The organism is Lactococcus ileimucosae, assembly GCF_943193185.1.
In the GTDB taxonomy this organism is placed as follows: Bacteria; Bacillota; Bacilli; order Lactobacillales; family Streptococcaceae; genus Lactococcus; species Lactococcus ileimucosae.
In genome coordinates, this window is the sequence record NZ_CALPDE010000005.1 from 41,414 (window position 1) to 62,031 (window position 20,618).

Sequence of the window (20,618 nt, forward strand, 5' to 3'; positions counted from 1 at the left end):
TTCACACTCCTTTATTTCCGATATCTGTTCGGTAAAACATCCCTTTATTGTCTAAACTGTCTAATTTTGCATACAATACTTTCTGAATGCTCCCTATGTCTGTCCCTGTTTCCGTAACCATATACACACGTCCACCGCTTGAAAACAGCTGTCCCTCCCTTTCGACAACGCCAGCATAAAAGCAATTTAAATCAAACAAATCAGGTAAGGGCACACTTTCTGTTGAGGCATTAGGATAACCTTGATTCGCCACGACCACTCCTAAAGTGATTTCATCTGTATTCCAAACCAACTGTGGTTCTCTGCCTTCTAAAATATCTATTATATTTTCAGCAAAATCACTCCTTATTGTCTCCAAAACCACTTGCGTTTCTGGATCACCAAACCGAGCATTAAACTCAATTGTCTTTACACCTTGCGCCGTCCATATTAAGCCTGCATAAAGCACTCCTGTGAAGGATTTGTTTTCAGCCCTTAATCCAGCAATCGTTGGCTCAACAATTCTCTCTAAAGCTTCTTGAACAATCCTTTCTGGGATATGAGGTACTGGCGCATATGCTCCCATCCCCCCTGTGTTAGGTCCTTGATCTCCATCAAAGGCCCGCTTATGATCCTGAGCAATAGGCAGTGGGTATATCTTACCCTCATGAACCAGGCTGAAGAGGGAAAATTCCTCACCTTCAAGATATTCCTCCACAACTACTTTTGCTTCATTCATCTGGAAAATGTCTCTTAAAGCAGCTCTTGCTGTTTCTAAATCCATTGCTACAGTGACACCCTTGCCCGCAGCCAATCCATCGGCCTTAATAACAATAGGAGCACCTTTTTTCTCAACATAGTTTAGGGCTTCTTCCAAGTCTAAAAAGCTTTCATAGTCTGCCGTTGGCACACCATATTTTTTCATAATGGATTTAGCAAAGCTCTTACTTCCTTCAATCTGTGCTGCATCAGCTCTTGGGCCGAATATACGCAAGCCTTCTTCTAAAAATACATCAACGATACCGTTCATTAATGCTGTTTCTGGACCGACAAAAGTCAAATCAATCTCTTCTTTTTTGGCAAAATCAACCAAAGATTGATTGTCAAGTTCGGAAATAGCTACTATTTTTAGCTTTTTTTCTGCCATTCCGACATTTCCAGGGCAAATAAAAACTTTATCTACCTTCTCACTTTGAGCAAATTTTCGCGCAATTGCGTGTTCACGCCCACCTGAACCAACGACTAAAACCCTCATGTTACCTCACTTTCTTTCTCACTTCTATCTTAAGATATTTGGAGGAAAAGAAAAAGCCCTAAAGGGCTTTTTAAATATATTCTTGTTCAAACGTTCGGAATTATCAGGAAAAGACCGGTAAAAAAGGGATTTCCAATAAGTCTTCAATCTCACAGTCTGGCGTCAACTCCTCTTGAACACTTAAATGTTTAGGGTTATACCAAATCGTTTTTATTCCAGCATTTTTTCCACCTAAGATATCTGTCGTTAGAGTGTCACCAACGATTGCAAAATCTTTCTCCTCCGCATGGTCAATATGAGCAAAAACATAATCAAAGAATTCTTTTGAAGGTTTATGTTTTCCAATTTCCTCACTAATAAAAATATCTTTAAAATATCGAGCAATACCGGACTCTAAAATACGCGGGCGTGATACTTTAGACGTTCCATTGCTGACGATATACATTTCTGTTTTTTCCTGTTCCAGTCTATCCAAAAGTTCTTTCGCATGAAAAATAAGTTCATGACCTTGTGCAAGATAACGCTGATAAGTAGCATCAACGGCAGAAGCATCGTAAACTTCGGTTACACCCAAGGCCGTAAAAGCTTTGGCAAAACGTGTGGCAAGCAGCTCTTCACGACTGATTTCTCCTGCTTCATGACTGCGCCATAAGGCTTTATTTTCACGCGAATAGATAGCCCTATTTTCCTCTGTATCTTCAATATGATACTGTTCAAAAATTTTTCCCAAAGCCATATATTCTGCCTTATCAAAATCAAGAAGCGTATTGTCTATATCAAAAAGTAGTACAGTCATTTTCTCTCTTCCTAAAAAATATATGAATCTAGTTTAACGATTTGTTGAAATTTTTTCAACAAAAGAGTTTTTTCACGAAAATAAGGCAGCACTACTTTGTCAACAGAGCTACAGATTGGTATGGAGCAAGGGTCTCGCTTTCATATGAACCATAATTATTGACAAAAACTTCTGCTTTTTCAAAACCTTGCGAAATTTTAAAATTCACACTATGATTTGCGAAATTATTAAGGACAAGCAGACGCTGCTCACCATATTCACGGACAAAGGCATAAATGTGCTCAGAGTCTTCAAGTGCAGGTTTGTAACTTCCTTCAGCGATGATTTTTTCAGACTTGCGTAAATCAATTAGTTTCTTATAGAAATTGTAGATTTCTCCATCCTTGTCTTTTTTCACATTGATATCCGTATGTTTCCCCACTTTAAGCCATGGTTCACCCTTTGTAAAGCCTGCATTTGCAGTATTGTCCCACTGCATTGGTGTTCGTGAATTGTCTCGAGACTTGCTGCTGACTATGTCAAAAGCTTCTTCTTCTGATTTTCCTTGCTTTATCAGCATTTCATAAGCGTTTCGTGCCTCTACATCTTTGTAATCTGCTACAGAATCATAGTCTGGGTCTATCATTCCAATTTCTTCTCCCATATAAATGAAAGGTGTCCCTCGACTAAGATGAATTGAAGCTGCGAGCATCGTTGCCCCTTTCACTCTAAAATTCTTCACATCAACAAAACGGTTAAGGGCGCGAGGTTGATCATGATTATTCCAGAAGTTTGCATTCCAGCCTCCTCCTTTCCCCATTTTTTCTCCCCACTCATGGAAAAGATGCTTCAGCATTTGAAAGTTAAAGGGAGCTTTGGTCCACTTATTTCCATCTTTATAGTCCGTTTTAAGGTGATGAAAATTAAAGACCATACTCAGCTCTTTTCGATCAGACCGTGTGTAAAGAATGCTGTTCTCAATCGTTGTTGAGCTCATTTCCCCTACTGTTATGGCATTCTCATCCTGTCCAAAAGTCTCTCGATTTAACATTTGGAGATATTCATGAGTTATCGGCTTATCTGTATACTCAAATTTCCCCTCAAATTCTGGATTGTTTTTAAGAATTTCGTCTTTTCCAATTACATTAATCACATCGAAACGGAAACCTGAAATTCCTTTTGAGCGCCAAAAATTAACGACTTTGAACAACTCTTGACGCACATTTTTATTGCGCCAATTTAAGTCAGCTTGGGTCACATCATACAGGTGAAGGTAGTACTTTCCTGTATCCCCAAAGGGAGCCCAGGCACTGCCACCAAATTTAGAGCGCCAATCTGTCGGTTGGTCTCTTAAAATGAAGAAGTCTTGGTAGTATTTATCACCGGCTAAGGCCTTTTTAAACCATTCATGTTCTGTTGAAACATGGTTCAAAACCATATCCAGCATAAACTCAATACCTAGTTCTTTCCCTCGGGCAATCATTTGGTCAAAATCTTCAAAATCACCGAATACAGAATCGATATTCATATAATCAGATATATCATAACCGTTATCTTTTTGAGGACTAGGGTAAAAAGGATTGAGCCAAATCATATCAATTCCCAACTCTGCCAGATAGGGCAATTTTTCCGTGATCCCTCTAAGATCACCGATACCATTTCCCGTTGTGTCTAAAAATGATTTAGGATAAATCTGATAGATGACTTTCTCGCTTAATGTCATAATCTTCTTCCTTTGTTTTTTATTTATTTATAGCTGATTTAAATACGTTTTTCTTTTCAAGACCTGTTCCCATTGTATCTGAGTCTTTGAAACCAAAGAACCACACCAATGTCATTGAAACAACGATACACACTGCTGTTGCAATCCAGAAAACAATGAAGTTATTAGGGTTACCTGCAGCATGCGTCAGTGGATTTGTCGTAGCCGCAAAGTTAGGGAAACCAATAAGTGAGCCGGAGAAGCCATACATATGCAAGTCTAAGAGACCTGCTACAGCTGCACCTGCTGCTGCACCGATTGAACTCATAATAAATACGCGCATATACTTCAAGTTAATACCGTACATGGCTGGCTCTGTTACACCACAGAAAGCCGAAATAGCCGCAGGTAATGCTAAACCTTTAAGACTTTGCTGACGTGTTTTGAGGAAAACAGTTAAAGCTCCTGCACCTTGTGCTAACATTGTGAAAGAAACAATCATATTAATATTTGATTCTCCCGTTGTCACAATTTGCTGTGTCAAAATAGGAATAACGAGCCAGTGAAGACCAAAGATAACCAAAACTTGATAAAGACCACCAATAATTGCTCCTGCTATAGTGAGGTTAAGGTTAATCAATCCAGTAATAACCGAAGCAAGCGCTGATGAAACAATACTAATCACAGGTCCTACCAACAAGAGAACCAATGAAGCAACGATAAAGAAAGTAATCATTGGTACAAAAATTGAACGAAGTGCCAAAGGCATATGCTTTTTAAGCCAAGAACCAATAGGTTTTGCTAACCAAGCAGCTACAATGATAGGGAAGATGGTATAAGCATAGTTAGGAAGGCTTACTGGGATGTTAAAATAACTTGTATTAAAGGTAACACCAAAGAACTCCATAACAACAGGGGCTTTTCCTGCAACAATCTCACCATTTTGAATAATATTTGGTGCCGCTACAAGACCTTGTAATGCGGGGTGAATCATAAAGCCACCTACCGCAGCTACAACGTAAGGATCTGAGCCTAGCTGTTTCGCAGCTGCGTAACCAACTAAAACCGGCAAGAAATAGAATGGCGCCATTGCCAATGTTGAAATAATAATATAAGTCGGGTCAGTAGGACTAATAAGTTCAAAAATGTGATTTCCCTTAACAAACATGTTAAGGATACCATTAATCATACCACCAGCAGCTAGAAGACCAATGATTGGCATCATTGAGCCAGTGATTGTTCCGACCACAACTTGGAAAGCACGCGCAACTGGGTTTTTCGACACGTTATTTTCTTCAATTACTGTGTGATCATCAGCACCCTCGACTACACGACTGCCAAGTTGCGCCACAATTTCATCATAAACATCTGCAACAGCTTGACCAATAACTACCTGATATTGTCCCAAGTTAGCATTATAAACAACGCCAGCAACACCGTCCATAGCTTCTAATTTTTCGCTATCCGCCTTATCTTTATCTACTAAATAAAAGCGTAAGCGTGTGATACAATGAATAGCTTTTGTAATATTTTCTTCTCCACCAACAGCTTCGATAATATCTGCTGCAAGTTTTTTGTAATCTGCCATGATTTCTCCTTTTTATTTTGCCTTTGCTTGGCCAAGCTTGTCGCCTGCCTGAGCTTTTCCTTTTTCAATAGAAAGACTGTCCAATTTTTCAGAAGTATTGGTGATTAAAATCATACTTGTTAAAGGAAGACCTGCAGCTTCAACCTGTTGCCAATCTACACGTCCAAGCTTGTCTCCCCCTTCAACTTTATCCCCTAGCTTTGCCTTAATGTGAAACGGTTGACCGTTTAGGCTTACTGTATCAATCCCCAGATGAAGCAGGACTTCTAAACCATCAGCACGCTTAAACCCTAAAGCATGTCCTTGAACCAAGGTAATCTCCCCTGCTACAGGACTAACAATTTGATTACTCGTTGGCTCAATCGCATAACCATCTCCCATCACTTTTTTTGAAAATACGGGATCCGCAACCTGTTCTAAATCAATGACTGTCCCTGATAGAGGTGCATATAGACCTGTATCATCACTCAAAGCTTTTTTCTTGCCAAAACCTAGCATCTTTCTCTCCTTAAATATAATAAATTGATAACTTGTACGTACAAGTTAATGATAACAAAATGAAAGCGGTTTTGCAAGCGTTTATATTTTTACTTTATCTTAAACTTCTTTTTTGCTACACTTATATTATGAAAAAGTATGAAATCATCCTTCGAGATTTAGAGAAAAAAATAATTGAGGGAAACTATCCCGAAAATGAACTTTTACCTAGCGAAAATCAGCTTACAGAAATCTATCAAACCAGTCGTGCAACAGTAAGACAAGCTTTAAAAATCTTGGAAGAAAGTGGCATTATCCAGCGGCGGCATGGCTTTGGTTCCATCGTTATTCCACGTGAAAGATTAATGTTCCCCATATCTGGTTTAATCTCTTTTAAAGAGTTAAAAGATTCTTTAAACTTTGTCTCTACTACGGAAATCCTAACTTTTGAGAAAATTACTGTAGATAAGCAGCTTTCAGAGCTTTCTTTTTTTGAAGAAGGAGCCCAGGCCTTTCATATCTTGCGTCGCCGAAATATTGATAATAGTTTTGTCATTCTTGATCGTGACTATATCTTGGCTTCTATTGCACCAAATATGACAGAAGATATGATTCAAACCTCCCTTTATGCTTATCTTGAACATCAGCTCAATTTAGATATCTCCTATGCTCAAAAAGAAATTACTATTGATTTTGTTAACAATGAAGACAAAGACTATTTGGACTTGAACCCTAAAGATCGCCATGTTGTGAGCGTACGCAGCCACGTTTACCTCTCCGACAATAGTATTTTCCAATATACAGAAAGCCGCCATCAGGTGGACAAGTTCCGCTTTACTGAGTTTTCTAGACGGCAAAAGCATTAATATAAAAAGTCGAGGAATTTATTCTCTCGACTTTTTATATTAGTATTAATGGCGGAAATGTCTCACACCTGTAAAGACCATCGTGAGGCCATACTTGTCACACGCTTCAATGACTTCTTGATCACGAACGGAACCACCCGGTTGTACAATTGCTTTGATGCCAGATTTGGCAATCTCGTCAATATTATCTGCAAAGGGAAAGAAGGCGTCAGAAGCAATCACAGTATTATCTAGACCTTTTTCTTGAGCGGCTTCGATTGCTATTTTCACTGAAGCTACACGGTTGGTTTGACCAGGTCCAACCCCAAGTGTTTGATGCTCATTTGTAACAATGATACCGTTAGACTTCACATACTTGACCGCTTTCCATGCAAATTTTAAGGCTTCCCATTGTTCCTTATCTGGTTGGGCTTGCGTTGCTACTGTCCAACTTTCTGGTTGTTCTGCAACAACATCTTGCTCCTGTACTAAAACACCACCAAGCACACCTGTAATCATCGCTTCTCTTTCTGATGCTACAATTTGTGCAAAATCAAGCGTAAGCAAACGGATATTTTTCTTTTTTGTCAAAATTGCCAGAGCCTCATCAGAAAACGTTGGGGCGATAATGATTTCTAAAAAGATTTTGCTCATTTTCTCAGCTGTTTTTTGGTCGACTGGGCGATTTAAAACGACGATACCTCCGAAGATAGAGACAGGATCGGCCTCATAAGCGTAATCCCAAGCCTGCTCAATCGTTTCCGCCTGGCCAATGCCGCAAGGATTCATATGCTTAAGCGCCACAACGGTCGGTTGCTCCGTAAAATCACGCGCAATCTGCAGTGCTGCATCCGTATCACGCACATTGTTGTAAGATAATTCTTTGCCGTGCAATTGCACACTTTGCCCAATCGAATATGCAGTTGGAAGGGCATTTTCATAAAAATCTGCATCTTGTTGTGGATTTTCACCATAACGCATCCCTTGTTTTAAATCATAGGTCAGTGTCAACTTTTCAGGCTTTTCCTCTTGATCAGAAAACTTTTCTGTTAAATATTGTGCAATGAGCGCATCATAAGCAGCAGTATGTCGAAAAACTTTGGCAGCCAAACGTTGACGAAGCTCTAAGCTGGTTTCCCCAGCTTTTTCGAATTCTTCGAGAACTGCAGAATAATCTTCTGGATCAACAAGAACAGTAACGTCTGCATGATTTTTAGCTGCAGAACGTAACATTGAAGGACCACCAATATCAATATTCTCGACAATTGTTTGATAATCAGCTCCTGACAAGAGCGTCTCTTTGAAAGGATAAAGATTGACAACAACCAAGTCAATGGGTGTAATATTGTGCTCTTCCAAAGCAGCTACGTGACTGTCCAAATCACGTCGGGCCAAAAGTCCGCCATGAATCATTGGATGCAATGTTTTCACACGGCCATCCATCATTTCCGGAAAATGCGTGACTTCTTCAATCGCTAAGGTTGCAATACCTGCTTCATCCAAAGCCTTTTTTGTTCCGCCGGTTGAGATAATTTCAAAACCGAGTTTACTTAAAGACTCCCCCAATTCAACGATTCCATTTTTATCCGACACACTGATAAGCGCACGTTTAGTCATTTTTATTCCTTTTCTATTTTTAAGTTTATAATAGCTCTTACTATTTTTTGATAAGGCTTCGCACTACTTTTATATACAATTCATGCTCTGTTTGATGGAGCTTTTTTTCATATTCGACGAGTTCTGGATGATAATCAAGCTGCTGCTGGGCTAAAATTTCTCCTGTATCGACTCCAGAATCCACCCAATGAACGGTGATTCCCAAGCCTTCTTGAGCTTGCCAGGATTCCTCTAACGCATGAGCTGAACCCGCAAAAGCTGGCAGATAAGAGGGATGGATATTAATGATTCGGCCTTCATAAGCTTGCAAAAGAGTGGGACCAACAATTTTCATATAACCTGCAAGACAAACCAAATCAATCTGATGCTCACGGAGCAAAGCAACTAAGGCTTCTTCGTAACTCTGCTTATTAGCAAAAGATTTTAGTGTAAAGCTGACGGCAGCTATATTGAGCTTCTGAGCTCTTTGTAGAGCATAAGCCTCAGTCTTATCCGAGAACAAAAGCTGAATTTCTGTGGGAAAGGCTTGGGCAAGGGCTTGAAAGTTAGATCCTGAGCCAGAGGCAAAAACGGCAATCCTCATTTTATAATTACCGCTTGTTTCACACGAGGAGTAATTTTTCCGATTTCGTAGCATTTTACTCTTTGCTTCACTTCTTCAGCCTGTTCTGGGGCAACAGCGAGGACCATGCCAATTCCCATATTGAAAATCTGGAACATTTCGTCATGAGGAACTTGACCGTATTTCTCCAAAGCTTTGAAAATAGGCAAAATCTCCCAGCTCTCTTCTTTAATTTCAGCTGCTAATTGATCACTAAACATCCGCGGAAGATTTTCATAAAAACCACCTCCTGTAATATGTGATATCCCCTTAATCATGTTGTCCTTTATAAGTGGCAACAGCTCTTGAACGTAAATATGAGTGGGTTCAAGCAACTCTTCTTCGAGGGGACGTTCCAGCTCAGGAAGAATTTCTTGTTTATCAAAATCTTTAAAGATTTTCCGAACGAGTGAGTAACCGTTCGAATGAATGCCGGAGGAAGGAAGTCCTAATAAGATATCACCTGCCTCAACATTCTTGGGGCCATCAATTAGGGCTGACTTTTCGGCAATACCGACAGCAAAACCTGCAAGGTCATAGTCATCTGTATCATACATATCTGGCATTTCTGCTGTTTCGCCACCAATCAAGGCTGCACCTGACTGCAAACATCCTTGGGCAACACCTGCGACCACTTTTTCCAGCTTTTCCGGTTGGTTTTTTCCAGTAGCGATATAGTCAAGAAAGTAGAGAGGCTCAGCTCCTGCTGCAATGATATCATTGACACACATGGCTACACAATCAATCCCAATCGTGTCATGTTTATCTGCTTCAATAGCCAGCATCAGCTTTGTGCCTACACCGTCCGTTCCAGAGATGAGTACCGGCTCCTTAACATCAAGGCTTGAAAGATCAAATGCCGCTCCAAATCCTCCAAGTCCTCCAAGAACGCCAAGTCTCTTCGTTTTTTCGGCATGTTTTTTTATGCGATCAACCACTTGGTAACCCGCTTCAACATCAACTCCAGCCTTTGCATAAGCATTTTTAGACATTTTTTCCTCCTAAAGATTTCAGGTAATTTTCTTCGTAATCGTAAAGTGGCGTCGGATATATACCGTCAAAGTAAGACAGACAGAGATTATCGTGGCCAATGGCCTCAACTAACCCTTCTTGACTTAAAAAAGTAAGACTATCTGCTCCAATAATTTGGCAAATTTCATCGACTGAGTGATTGGCTGCAATCAACTCTTCTCGCTTTTGAATATCGATACCATAAAAGCAGGGATAAGCAAGCGGTGGGCTCGCAATTACAACGTGGACTTCAGCAGCGCCAGCATCTTTAAGTAAACGCACGATTCGTCTGCTTGTCGTTCCACGTACAATAGAATCGTCTACCATGATGACCTTTTTACCTTCGACTACACTGGAAACAGCCGAGAGCTTCATCCGTACACCTTGTTCTCTTAGTTCTTGTGTAGGCTGAATAAATGTACGTGCCACATATTGATTCTTAATCAAACCCATTTCGTAAGGTAATCCAGATTCTTCTGCATATCCTGATGCTGCTGAGAGCGATGAGTTTGGCACACCAATGACCATATCTGCATCTATTTGAGCTTCACGTGCCAGAATACGTCCTGATTGTTTACGTGCTGTATGGACATTGACACCTGCAATAACACTGTCCGGACGTGCAAAGTAAATATACTCCATTGAACAGATTTGTGTATTGGTCTTATCTGTAAACTGCTCAACATGCAAGCCTTGATCATTAATTTGAATAATCTGACCCGGTTTGACTTCCTGAACAAACTCTGCACCTATAACATCAAAGGCACAGGTTTCACTGGCTACAACGAGCGCACCGTTAGACATTTTCCCAATAGATAAAGGACGGAAGCCATTAGGATCAAGAGCTGCAATCAGCGAATCTTCTGTCATTAAGAGATAAGCAAAGCCACCTTTCACAGTATTCAAAGCTTCCTTTACTTTTCCCATAAATTCAGGATGATGGCTACGTCGAATCAAATGCGCCAAAATTTCCGTGTCTGAACTTGAAGAAAAGATTGCACCTTGTGCTTCTAACTCACGTCGTAGCGACAGGGCATTGGTCAAGTTGCCGTTATGGGCTAAACCAAGTTGCGTGTCTTGAAATTTAAAGTGGAAAGGCTGAATGTTGTTTAATTCTGCTGAGCCTGCTGTGGCATAGCGCACATGCCCCATAGCTGCTTTCCCTGACAATTTTTGCAAATCTTTTTCGTGACGAAAAACTTCTGTCACTAAGCCTAAATCACGATGTCGCTGAAGTTGCCCTTCATTATTTGACAGAATGCCAGCACCTTCTTGTCCTCTGTGTTGCAAGGCATGAAGCCCAAAATAAGTCAGTTGTGCAGCTTCAGGATGTCCCCAGATGCCAAAAACACCGCATTCTTCGTTTAAGGACTTTACTTCATAAGGCATGGAATCGCTCCTTCATAAATCGCTTTTGCTTCTTCAGTCGATAGGAAAATTTCGCCGTCTTTTGCCGAAATTTTAATTTCTGACTTCTCTGTAACCTGCCCTAACTTGCTTGCTTTACCTGCCATCAGTTCTTCAAAGTTCTTTTCATCTTCTGGATGAACCGAGAGGATAAAGCGCCCTTGACTTTCAGAGAAGAGTTGTGATGCATTGCCATCAAAATGAACCGAAATTCCTTTATTGTTTGCAATAGCCGACTCGACAAGAGCAACGGCTAAACCACCTTCAGACAAATCATGCGCTGATTGAATGAGACCCGCTTGGATTGCTTTTAGTACGCATTCCTGATTTTCTTTTTCAGCTTGCAGATCAAAGTTCAGCGTACCTGAAAGCTCTCCTGTCATCATTTTTTGAATTTCAGACCCAGAGAAATCATCTGCAGTATCCCCGATAAGATAAATTAAGTCACCTGTTTCTTTAAAATCCTGTGTCGTAATATGTGCAACATCTTCAATCAGGCCAACCATCCCAATCATTGGTGTCGGTAAAATAGATTGACCGTTCGTTTCGTTATAGAGGGAAACGTTGCCCGAGATAACCGGGGTGGATAGGACACGGCAAGATTCCGAAATGCCATCACACGCCTTGCTTAACTCATAAAATTGCTCCGGCTTTTCTGGATTACCAAAGTTCAGGCAGTCTGTAATAGCTAAAGGTTTCCCTCCTGAAGCGATGATATTTCGTGCTGCTTCTGCGACCGCTATTTGCCCACCAATTTCGGGATTCAGGTAGAGATAGCGCGCATTACAGTCTGTTGTCATCGCTAAAGCTTTATTGGAATGGCGGAGGCGAATAACTGCTGCATCAGAACCTGGCGCAACAACTGTATTTGTCATTACACGGCTATCATAAGTTTCGTAAATACTGCGCTTGCTCGCAATTGTTGGTTGATTCAGGAGTTCTTTGAGAACCTCTGTTGCGTTTGCGATTTCAGGGATAAATTTTTCAGCTTTTTCAAATTCAGCAATGCGTGCGGGCTCTTTCATTTCACGATAATAAACCGGTGCATCCTCAGCTAAAGAGTCTACTGGAATTTCAGCAACCTTTTCTCCTTGATGGAACAATGTGTACATCCCGTCGTCAGTGACTTCACCGATATTTACCGCATCAAGTTCGTATTTTTTGAAGAGGTCAACGATTTCATCTTCATGTCCTTTTTTAATGCAAAGCACCATACGTTCTTGCGATTCTGAAAGCATCATTTCGTATGGTGTCATATTCGTCTCACGTTGTGGCACTAAATCTAAATTAAGTTTCAAACCCGATCCAGCTTTCGAAGCCATTTCCGAAGTTGAAGAAACTAATCCAGCAGCACCCATATCTTGAATGCCGACAAGAATATCCGAATGATTATGAATGACTTCGAGACAAGCCTCTAACAAAAGTTTTTCCATAAAAGGATCGCCCACTTGAACGGCAGAACGTTGTGTTTCAGAACCTGAACCAAACTCCTGAGAGGCAAAGGAAGCACCATGAATGCCGTCACGTCCTGTTTTCGCACCGACATACATGATTGTGTTGCCCACACCTTTGGCTTGTCCTTTTTGGATGTGCTTATGCTCAATCAAGCCCACACACATCACGTTCACTAAAGGATTTCCCGCATAAGATTCATCAAAAGCTACTTCTCCACCTACTGTCGGAATACCGATACAGTTACCATATCCTGCTATTCCAGCTGTCACACGGTCAACAATGTGACGCGTTTTAGCATTATCAATCTGACCAAAGCGAAGGCTGTCCAAAAGAGCAACTGGACGTGCGCCCATCGAAAAGATATCTCGAATAATGCCGCCAGAACCTGTTGCCGCACCTTCATAGGGCTCAACATAGCTCGGGTGGTTGTGTGATTCTGCCTTGAAAACAACTGCCCAATCGTCACCAATATCAACGACACCTGCACCTTCACCTGGTCCCATAAGTACTTGTGGGCCTTCTGTTGGAAATTTTTTCAAGACAGGTTTTGAATTTTTATAGCAACAATGCTCTGACCACATCACGGCATACATGCCTGTTTCTGTAAAGTTAGGCAAGCGACCACTAAGAATCTCATTTTTAATTTTAGAGTATTCTTCATCAGTCAAGCCCCATTCACGATAAATTTTTGATGTTTGGATTTGTTCTGGACTCATTTCACCGCTCATTGTGGTGCTCCTTCTTCTACAAAATTTTTTAAGATACTGGCAAACATTTTTCTACCATCATTTCCACCCAATAGGGATTCTACAGCGCGTTCTGGATGGGGCATCATCCCCAAAACATTCCCTTCTTGATTACAAATACCAGCAATATCTAAAGCTGAACCGTTAGGGTTTCCATTTGCATAAGTGAAAACGATTTGTCCGTTTTCTTTTAAATCTGCCAAAGTTTGTTCATCCGCAATATACTTCCCTTCCCCATGTGCGATGGGCAAACTAATCACTTCATCTTTAGAAAATTCCGTTGTAAATTTTGAATCATTATTTACTTTTAAGTTTTGCCACTTTGAAACAAACTTTAAGCTGTCATTTTGAATCAATGCTCCAGGTAAAAGTCCTGCTTCAATAAGAATTTGAAAGCCATTGCAGGTACCAAAGACAGGTTTCCCCTCTGCTGCCAAACGTTTAATTTCAGGCATAACATTAGAAAAGGAAGCAATAGCCCCGCAACGTAGATAGTCACCATAGCTGAACCCACCAGGGATGAGCACCGCATCAAATCCAGCAAGAGAACGTTCTTCATGCCAAACAAACTCGGCTTCTGCCTGCATGACATCACGAATGGCCCAGAGGAGGTCAAAATCACAATTTGACCCAGGAAATTGAATAACTGCAAATTTCATCACTGCACCACCTCAACCTTGTAAGTTTCCATGTTTGGATTTGCTAATAATTTTTCAGCTATCTCTTCCACTTTCTTCACGGCAGTTTGAGGCTCATCATCAACTTCGATTTCAAAATATTTTCCAACGCGAATATCTTGAATTTCAGAGTAGCCCAGCTTTTGAGTTGCTGCCTTGATGGCTTGTCCTTGCGGATCCAAAATTGATTTTTTATAGGTTACGTAAACTTCTACTTTGCTCATTTTCTCTTTCTCATTCACTTTCTTTTATTTTTCTCTATGGATATAGCTTAAATCTTACAATTCTTTTTCTTCTTGAAGGGCTGTGAGTACGCGACTGTATACTTCAATCAAATCTCCAATATTACGACGGAAAACATCTTTATCCAAATGGTTCCCCTCCGCATCCCAAAGGCGGCAGGTATCTGGCGAAATTTCATCTGCCAAGATAATTTCGCCTTCTGCTGTACGACCAAATTCGAGTTTGAAGTCGACCAGACTTAAGCCGATTTTTGCCCATATTTTTTGGAGAAGTGCATTGATTTTTAGTGTTTCTGTCTTGATGAATTCCAATTCTTCTGGTTGGGAAAGTTCAAGAAAATAGACATGTGCATCATTGATAAAAGGATCATCCAGTGCATCAGATTTGTAATAAAATTCAATAATGGGTTGCGGAAGAACTTCGCCTTCTTCCAAACCAAATCGCTTCGCAAAGGAGCCTGCAACACGATTTCTCAAAACTACTTCCAGAGGTATAATTTCAACCTTTCGGTTCAATTGTTCGGTTTTGGACAATTGTTCGATAAAGCTTGTCTGTATTTGTTCGGCGTTTAATTTTTGAAAAATCAAGGATGTGATTTGATTGTTCAATGCTCCTTTGCCTTTAATTTCTTCTTTTCTTTTACCATTAAGTGCCGTAGCGTTATCACAATACTCCACCCAAACCAGCTGTTTATCCTCTGTTTCATAAAGCTTCTTAGCTTTACCTTCATAAAGCAAGCGTCCCTTTCTCACGATATGCCTCCTCTTTATTTTATAATTTCATTCTAACCTTATTTAGAGTACAAAAAAAGATATTACTTGTGAAAGCAATATCTTTTTTGAATATCGTTCGCTTTTTACGAACGTTTATATAAAAGTTCAAATTCTTCACAGACAATATCCATATCCGGAGAAAAACAACCTATCTCCCGGAAAAAGTTTTCGTGGGCTTGACGCCAATAGGCCAGACTCCTATCTCCCTCCCCCTCTTTGAAAGCATGCTCCTCTGTTACTTTATTGAATTTAGTAATATAAACTTTGCTCGTTTGAATTGCCGCTCGGGGGCAACCTTTGCTGTCTAATAAAAGTTCATATTTCCCATCAACTTCGGGCAAATCTTCATCAGGACCATAGTCCAGTAAAGCACTCGCTGTTGCTCGTTTTTTACCTTGAAGGACAAGTTCCAATATCTCATCAGCCATTTGGGGATTATCTCCAAAGGCCCAAGCACCACCAAAGTTCTCAGGATTTAAATTTGCTTCTTTGATAAATTCTTCGTACATTCTTCCTCCCAGTCTTTTTCTTATAACTTTCAGCAGCCTATTTTTCTCGGGGCAAGCTATTCTGTCAAGGGAAAGTATCCTCTAGATTCGAAACATACTCTGCAGCCATAAATCAACGTGAAGTCTGATAAAGACAGACCCCTTAAATTGCCAAATCAAATTTTAATTGCGGACCTACTGGTTCATAATCCACCAGTTCAAAATCTTCCGGCTTAATGTCAAAGAAATTTGTTCCATCTGGCACATTTAAAATCAAACGCGGTTCCTTTTCTGAACCCGTACGTGAAAGCAACTCATTCGCTTGCTCAAATTGATTATCGTAAATATGCAGGTTATTGACAAAGTAGAAAAACTTGCCGACTTTCCAACTGAAGTGTTTAGCCAACATCATTTGCAAAGCCACATATTGCATCGCGTTAATGTGATGTGCTACAAGCATATCGTTAGAGCGTTGAATCAAAGTGGCATCCAGATATATCTGACCATCGGCTTCACGTCTTACATCAAACATGGTTTGAAACGCACAGGGCAAAAGTCCTTCTGTTTCTTCAAAGTCTTCATATTGCCAAAGGTTAATGATATTGCGGCGGTTCCATGGATTTTTTTCCAAACCTTCGAGAAGCTTACCAATAATATTGTACTTTTTGACTGTTGCACCGTAACGCTGCCCGATGGTACCATCACCGATTCCCCATTCCGCCCAATATTTTACACCATATTTTTCTTCTAGAACATCAAGTGCACTTGTCTGATCTTGGTAAATCCACATGAGTTCTTTGATTGCCGTCTTGATCGGAATACGACGAAGAGTTGTGATAGGAAATTGGCCTTTTTCAAGATCATAAGTGACAAAAGAGCCTGTAATATATTTACTGTTGGCTGTTTGGCCGTTTTTATATTTGGGACGTGCATTTTCTGAAAACACGCCATTTTCGAGGATATTACTGATGTTTCCTTTGAAGATTTTATCTGCGTAAGTCATATTTCCCTCACTTCAATTATTTATTTATGACTAACATTATATCATATTATGAATTGAGCGTTTGAAGAAAGAACTCGTTTTAAGGCTCCTTCCTGTGCAGCTTTCCTCTCTAGAAAAGTAATCAGAGAAGCCTCAAAAGAATAATTTTCAGCACAAAAAACAGAATATCTTTTATAGCTTCTCACTCAAATACTCCCAACGCTCATACTTTACTTCCAGCTCAGCAGTAACTTGATCTAATTTCTTTTGTAACTCAGAAAGCATGCCAGCGTCTGAACCATTTTCATTCATCTCGGTGTCGATTTCTTCTATTCGTTCTTCTAATTTGGCAATATCATCTTCAATCGTTGCCCATTCTTGTTTTTCGGCCCAGGTCATGCGTGGTTTCGCATCTTCACGTACCCGTGTATCATCTTTCGGCGCTACCACCTCCACAGGAGCGGCTACTTTTGTCGCCAAGTAGTCACTGTAAGCACCAAAAAGATGGTTAATTTTTCCATCTTCAAAAGCCAAAAGTTCATTGGAAACCTTGTCTTGGAAATAACGGTCGTGACTTACGGTAATTACAGAGCCAGGGAATTTTTCAAGAAAATCTTCTAAAACTGTTAAAGTTGCAATATCCAAATCATTGGTCGGTTCGTCCAAGAGCAGAACATTAGGTTGTGTTAATAATATTTTTAAGAGGTAAAGCCGCTTCTTCTCACCACCAGAAAGTTTACGAATCAAAGTACCATGTGTGCTTCTCGGAAAGAGGAATTGTTCCAAAAGATTAACAATCGAAATTGTCTCTCCGCTAGTATTTTGGCTAGCTGAAGCTACTTCTTCCAAGAAATTAATAATTCGTTTATCCTCTTCAAGTCCACGTATTTCTTGACTGAAGTAACCAATCTTAACAGTCTCACCGATATCCATCGTTCCTGACGTCAACTCAAGTTCTCCGGCGATAATATTGAGCAAGGTTGATTTACCTACACCATTATCCCCAACGATCCCGACACGACTTTTATTCTGTACGATCCAGTTCAAGTCAGAAAAAATTTGACGCTCAGGAAAGGCAAAAGCTGCATTTTCAAAGTTTATGACTTTTTTCCCCAAACGTGTCGTCGCCAAGCTGATGTCTACATCGCCCAAGTCTTTATCCGTGCGCACCTCCTCTTTCAGACTTTCAAAACGGTCAATACGTGCCTGCTGCTTGATTGCTCGTGCTTGCGGAGACTTACGTATCCAAGCCAGCTCTGATTTGTAAAGCTGTTGGTTTTTATGCAGACTTGCAGCTTCACGCTCCTCTGCTTCAGCACGCTGTGCTAAATAATCTTGATAATTCCCTTGATACTCTTTGAGTTTCGACTTGTCTAGCTCAAAGATACGTGTCACCACATTGTCCAAAAAATAACGATCATGTGTCACAAAAAGCACTGTTCTCTTGCTGTTTTTTAGGTAGTTTTGCAGCCAGGCGATAGTGTCCACATCAAGGTGGTTGGTCGGCTCATCTAACAAAAGCAAATCAGACGGATTTACCAGCGCTTGGGCCAACTGCACGCGGCGTTTTTGTCCCCCTGAAAGCGAGCCTATCTTTGAAGAAAAATCAGGCAGTTTAAGTTTTGTTAATACTGTTTTCACATCTGCTTCTACTTGCCAAGCATTTAAAGCATCCATATCGGATTGAGCACGTTCAAATTTGCTTAAGTCTTCAATATTTAAAAGTGCAGTTTCATATCTTTTTATGGCTTTCATTTGTGGGAGTGAATCATCCAAAACAGTGTCCATGATGCTTGCCGTATCATCAAAATCTGGTTCTTGCGTCAAATAGGTAATTTTATAATCTTGTGGGTGAGTAAAAGGAGAAATGTCTCCATCAAAACCTTGAATGCCCGCAATCGTATTAAGCAAGGTTGTTTTACCTGTACCATTTGTCCCTAATAACCCAATGCGATCCAGGTCATGTATAATAAATGAAATTTTATCAAAAAGTGTTTTATCTCCCACGCTTTTTGTTAATTCTGATGCTAAAAAATCTGCCATGTTCACTCTCAATCCTATCATTTTCTCTGAATACTCTTATTTATTATAGCACAAGTTAAGAAAGGCAAAGAGCCTTGACCCTTTGCCTTTAAACATTGAAGCTAGAAAAACTATTTGAACTTAAATCTGTTAAGTCTGCATTTCCTAGATCCAATAGGTAAATGCGAAGTTTTTGAGAAAATGTCATACTTTTTCGCGTATTTTCAATCGTTTTCTTCACCACAGATATATCATCTGTGATTAAGCCATCCACATCATATAGGCGCATACGTTGTACAGTAGTTGGAGTATTGACATCCCAAGCATATACTTTTTTACCGTAGTCGTGCGCTTTTTCCACAAATTCCGAATCCAATGTCGATATTTCAACAGAAAAGGCGTCCACATTACTTTTAGGTACCCCGATAAGGTTGTAGGTCATAATGTAAGATACAAAAGTAGACGAATCATGATTTTTTAAGCTCCGTGCCAAGTCAAAGCTTAAAGATTGTACCTGATGGTGCTTCATCTCAATATCTTTTTTATAACGTTGCAAGAAATTTTTACTCACTGCATCTGCATCATCATTAAGTGGAATTTTAATCTCAACCAGCAATTTTTGATGAAGTTTATCTGCTTCTTTAAGGTATTCATCAAAGCTTGGCAATGGAGCAGATTTGCCATTTTCTCGGACAGTGAGTTTTGTGAGTTCGGCTAAGGTCAACTCATTTACTTTCTTGTTAACCCCAGCTAAATGCCGTAAATTTTCATCATGCATAACAACAAACTGTTTATCCTTGGTCTCACGGACATCCATTTCGACATAATCTGGATGATAAGTTTGGCTTGTTTCAATCAAGGCTGGAATCGTATTTTGAACGCCATTTTTCTCTGATACACCACGATGTGAAATAATAAGAGGGTCTGATAGCGTGTCCTGACTAAGATAATAAACGTTAAAAACACCGATGAGCACAATAAACAGCGCTGTAAAAATCCCCAATAAACTACGGCTCACCCAATGCCAACCTTTAGGCAACAGACGGAAAGCTTTTAGCTCTACATCTATTTCCTCTGGCGTTAATTCCTCTAACAGATTAATGACCACGTAGAAAATCAAAATCAGTGACAAAAGCATGTGTAATAAAGCTGAAACTTGGATTATAAACATAATCACTGTTGCTGATGCTAAAGCTATCTGTGGCATGTGATGATCAATTGCAGATTGCAACAGAATCAAAAGTTGACTGATAACCCAGAAAGAGGCCAGTAGACTCACAAAAATTGCTGTGAAACGGAAAAAGAAAACTTTAAATGTTCCTTTGCTCATCTGCCAACTGGCGCTCAATGAAGTTCTGAGTTTTTTTTGCTGCAAAATCATGAGCGGCAAAACAAAAATCAAACGATATCCAATAAAAATGGATAATATAGTCAGCAAAATGTAGGCTACTAAAAGCCACCAATTATTGGTTGCAATAAATTCCAGTATGAAGTTGGGCACTTGAATAGCAGAAATAATATCTATACCACTTGCAAAGCCACTCAAGGGCAAGACCAACATAAAATAAAATAGGAAAAACAGAATGAGGGAAGGTCGAAGGTGTATCAACCTTGAAAATGTTGCATAAAGCAACTCAGGAATTGTAACCTTCTCCTTTTTCCTCACAAAGTGGACCAATATCGTAAGAAAAGTAAACTCCAAAAATATAGCTACTAAGGTCAACACCAGAATCCCAGCCAAAGCGAGTGCCGTTAGAGGATGCTTGCTGAAAATGGAAATAACATTATCGTAAGCAAGATAATCAATTTCCTTACGACGGAGTAAAAAATTAGTGGTTGCAGTTAATGTCGGAACTACGACCAGTAAGAGTAGGAGGTGAAAAAAGATTACGGGACCAAAATAGTTAAACGTATTTTTAAAAAAATCTTTTGTCATCTGAAACGTTTTACGCATTTTCATTTCCTTTTTAGTAAT

The 20,618-nt window shown here is 40.0% G+C and carries 18 protein-coding genes; 1 reads left to right on the top strand and 17 read right to left on the bottom strand.

Annotated features, from left to right (window positions below):
• Nucleotide 1: 1 nt before the first annotated feature.
• The 5 genes from purD to NFR51_RS03795 form a co-directional block, all read right to left on the bottom strand.
• Complete coding sequence (gene purD / locus NFR51_RS03775; RefSeq protein WP_251712411.1) at nucleotides 2-1,234, bottom strand: phosphoribosylamine--glycine ligase; 1,233 nt, start codon at nucleotides 1,232-1,234, stop codon at nucleotides 2-4.
• Between the two features lie 103 nt (nucleotides 1,235-1,337).
• Nucleotides 1,338-2,030: a YjjG family noncanonical pyrimidine nucleotidase gene (locus NFR51_RS03780; RefSeq protein WP_251712412.1), complete on the bottom strand. Its 693-nt coding sequence runs from the start codon at nucleotides 2,028-2,030 to the stop codon at nucleotides 1,338-1,340.
• A 91-nt stretch (nucleotides 2,031-2,121) separates the two neighbouring features.
• Complete coding sequence (gene treC, locus NFR51_RS03785; RefSeq protein WP_251712413.1) at nucleotides 2,122-3,732, bottom strand: alpha,alpha-phosphotrehalase; 1,611 nt, start codon at nucleotides 3,730-3,732, stop codon at nucleotides 2,122-2,124.
• Between the two features lie 19 nt (nucleotides 3,733-3,751).
• Nucleotides 3,752-5,299, bottom strand: a complete 1,548-nt coding sequence (locus NFR51_RS03790; RefSeq protein WP_251712414.1) for a PTS transporter subunit EIIC — start codon at nucleotides 5,297-5,299, stop codon at nucleotides 3,752-3,754.
• 12 nt (nucleotides 5,300-5,311) lie between these two features.
• The gene (locus tag NFR51_RS03795) at nucleotides 5,312-5,797 is read right to left on the bottom strand and encodes a PTS sugar transporter subunit IIA (protein WP_251712415.1); all 486 of its coding nucleotides are present in this window, start codon (nucleotides 5,795-5,797) and stop codon (nucleotides 5,312-5,314) included.
• A 128-nt stretch (nucleotides 5,798-5,925) separates the two neighbouring features.
• Here NFR51_RS03795 and treR point away from each other — a divergent pair, with 128 nt between their 5' ends.
• A complete protein-coding gene (gene treR, locus NFR51_RS03800; RefSeq protein WP_251712416.1) occupies nucleotides 5,926-6,642 on the top strand; it encodes a trehalose operon repressor in 717 nt (238 codons plus the stop codon).
• Between the two features lie 45 nt (nucleotides 6,643-6,687).
• Here the strand turns inward: treR and purH are convergent, their stop codons facing one another.
• The 12 genes from purH to NFR51_RS03860 form a co-directional block, all read right to left on the bottom strand.
• Entirely contained in the window at nucleotides 6,688-8,238 is a 1,551-nt protein-coding gene (gene purH / locus NFR51_RS03805) for a bifunctional phosphoribosylaminoimidazolecarboxamide formyltransferase/IMP cyclohydrolase (protein WP_251712417.1), read from the bottom strand.
• A 40-nt stretch (nucleotides 8,239-8,278) separates the two neighbouring features.
• Nucleotides 8,279-8,821: a phosphoribosylglycinamide formyltransferase gene (purN, locus tag NFR51_RS03810; protein ID WP_251712418.1), complete on the bottom strand. Its 543-nt coding sequence runs from the start codon at nucleotides 8,819-8,821 to the stop codon at nucleotides 8,279-8,281.
• Entirely contained in the window at nucleotides 8,818-9,831 is a 1,014-nt protein-coding gene (gene purM, locus NFR51_RS03815) for a phosphoribosylformylglycinamidine cyclo-ligase (RefSeq protein WP_251712419.1), read from the bottom strand. Before purM ends, purN begins: the two co-directional genes overlap by 4 nt.
• Nucleotides 9,824-11,239, bottom strand: a complete 1,416-nt coding sequence (purF, locus tag NFR51_RS03820; protein ID WP_251712420.1) for an amidophosphoribosyltransferase — start codon at nucleotides 11,237-11,239, stop codon at nucleotides 9,824-9,826. The genes purM and purF overlap by 8 nt, the downstream gene beginning before the upstream one ends.
• Nucleotides 11,224-13,440, bottom strand: a complete 2,217-nt coding sequence (purL, locus tag NFR51_RS03825; RefSeq protein WP_251712421.1) for a phosphoribosylformylglycinamidine synthase subunit PurL — start codon at nucleotides 13,438-13,440, stop codon at nucleotides 11,224-11,226. Before purL ends, purF begins: the two co-directional genes overlap by 16 nt.
• The gene (gene purQ / locus NFR51_RS03830; protein WP_251712422.1) at nucleotides 13,437-14,117 is read right to left on the bottom strand and encodes a phosphoribosylformylglycinamidine synthase subunit PurQ; all 681 of its coding nucleotides are present in this window, start codon (nucleotides 14,115-14,117) and stop codon (nucleotides 13,437-13,439) included. The genes purL and purQ overlap by 4 nt, the downstream gene beginning before the upstream one ends.
• Entirely contained in the window at nucleotides 14,117-14,359 is a 243-nt protein-coding gene (purS, locus tag NFR51_RS03835) for a phosphoribosylformylglycinamidine synthase subunit PurS (RefSeq protein WP_251712423.1), read from the bottom strand. The genes purQ and purS overlap by 1 nt, the downstream gene beginning before the upstream one ends.
• 54 nt (nucleotides 14,360-14,413) lie before the next feature.
• Nucleotides 14,414-15,130 (bottom strand): phosphoribosylaminoimidazolesuccinocarboxamide synthase, encoded by a 717-nt coding sequence (gene purC, locus NFR51_RS03840; RefSeq protein WP_251712424.1) that lies wholly within the window; start codon nucleotides 15,128-15,130, stop codon nucleotides 14,414-14,416.
• A gap of 104 nt (nucleotides 15,131-15,234) precedes the next feature.
• Nucleotides 15,235-15,660: an ASCH domain-containing protein gene (locus tag NFR51_RS03845; protein ID WP_251712425.1), complete on the bottom strand. Its 426-nt coding sequence runs from the start codon at nucleotides 15,658-15,660 to the stop codon at nucleotides 15,235-15,237.
• A gap of 142 nt (nucleotides 15,661-15,802) precedes the next feature.
• Complete coding sequence (locus NFR51_RS03850; RefSeq protein WP_251712426.1) at nucleotides 15,803-16,642, bottom strand: thymidylate synthase; 840 nt, start codon at nucleotides 16,640-16,642, stop codon at nucleotides 15,803-15,805.
• A gap of 171 nt (nucleotides 16,643-16,813) precedes the next feature.
• Nucleotides 16,814-18,664, bottom strand: coding sequence for an ABC-F family ATP-binding cassette domain-containing protein (locus tag NFR51_RS03855; RefSeq protein ID WP_251712427.1), 1,851 nt, complete (start codon nucleotides 18,662-18,664; stop codon nucleotides 16,814-16,816).
• 88 nt (nucleotides 18,665-18,752) lie between these two features.
• The gene (locus tag NFR51_RS03860; protein ID WP_251712428.1) at nucleotides 18,753-20,597 is read right to left on the bottom strand and encodes a glycerophosphoryl diester phosphodiesterase membrane domain-containing protein; all 1,845 of its coding nucleotides are present in this window, start codon (nucleotides 20,595-20,597) and stop codon (nucleotides 18,753-18,755) included.
• Nucleotides 20,598-20,618: the final 21 nt, after the last annotated feature.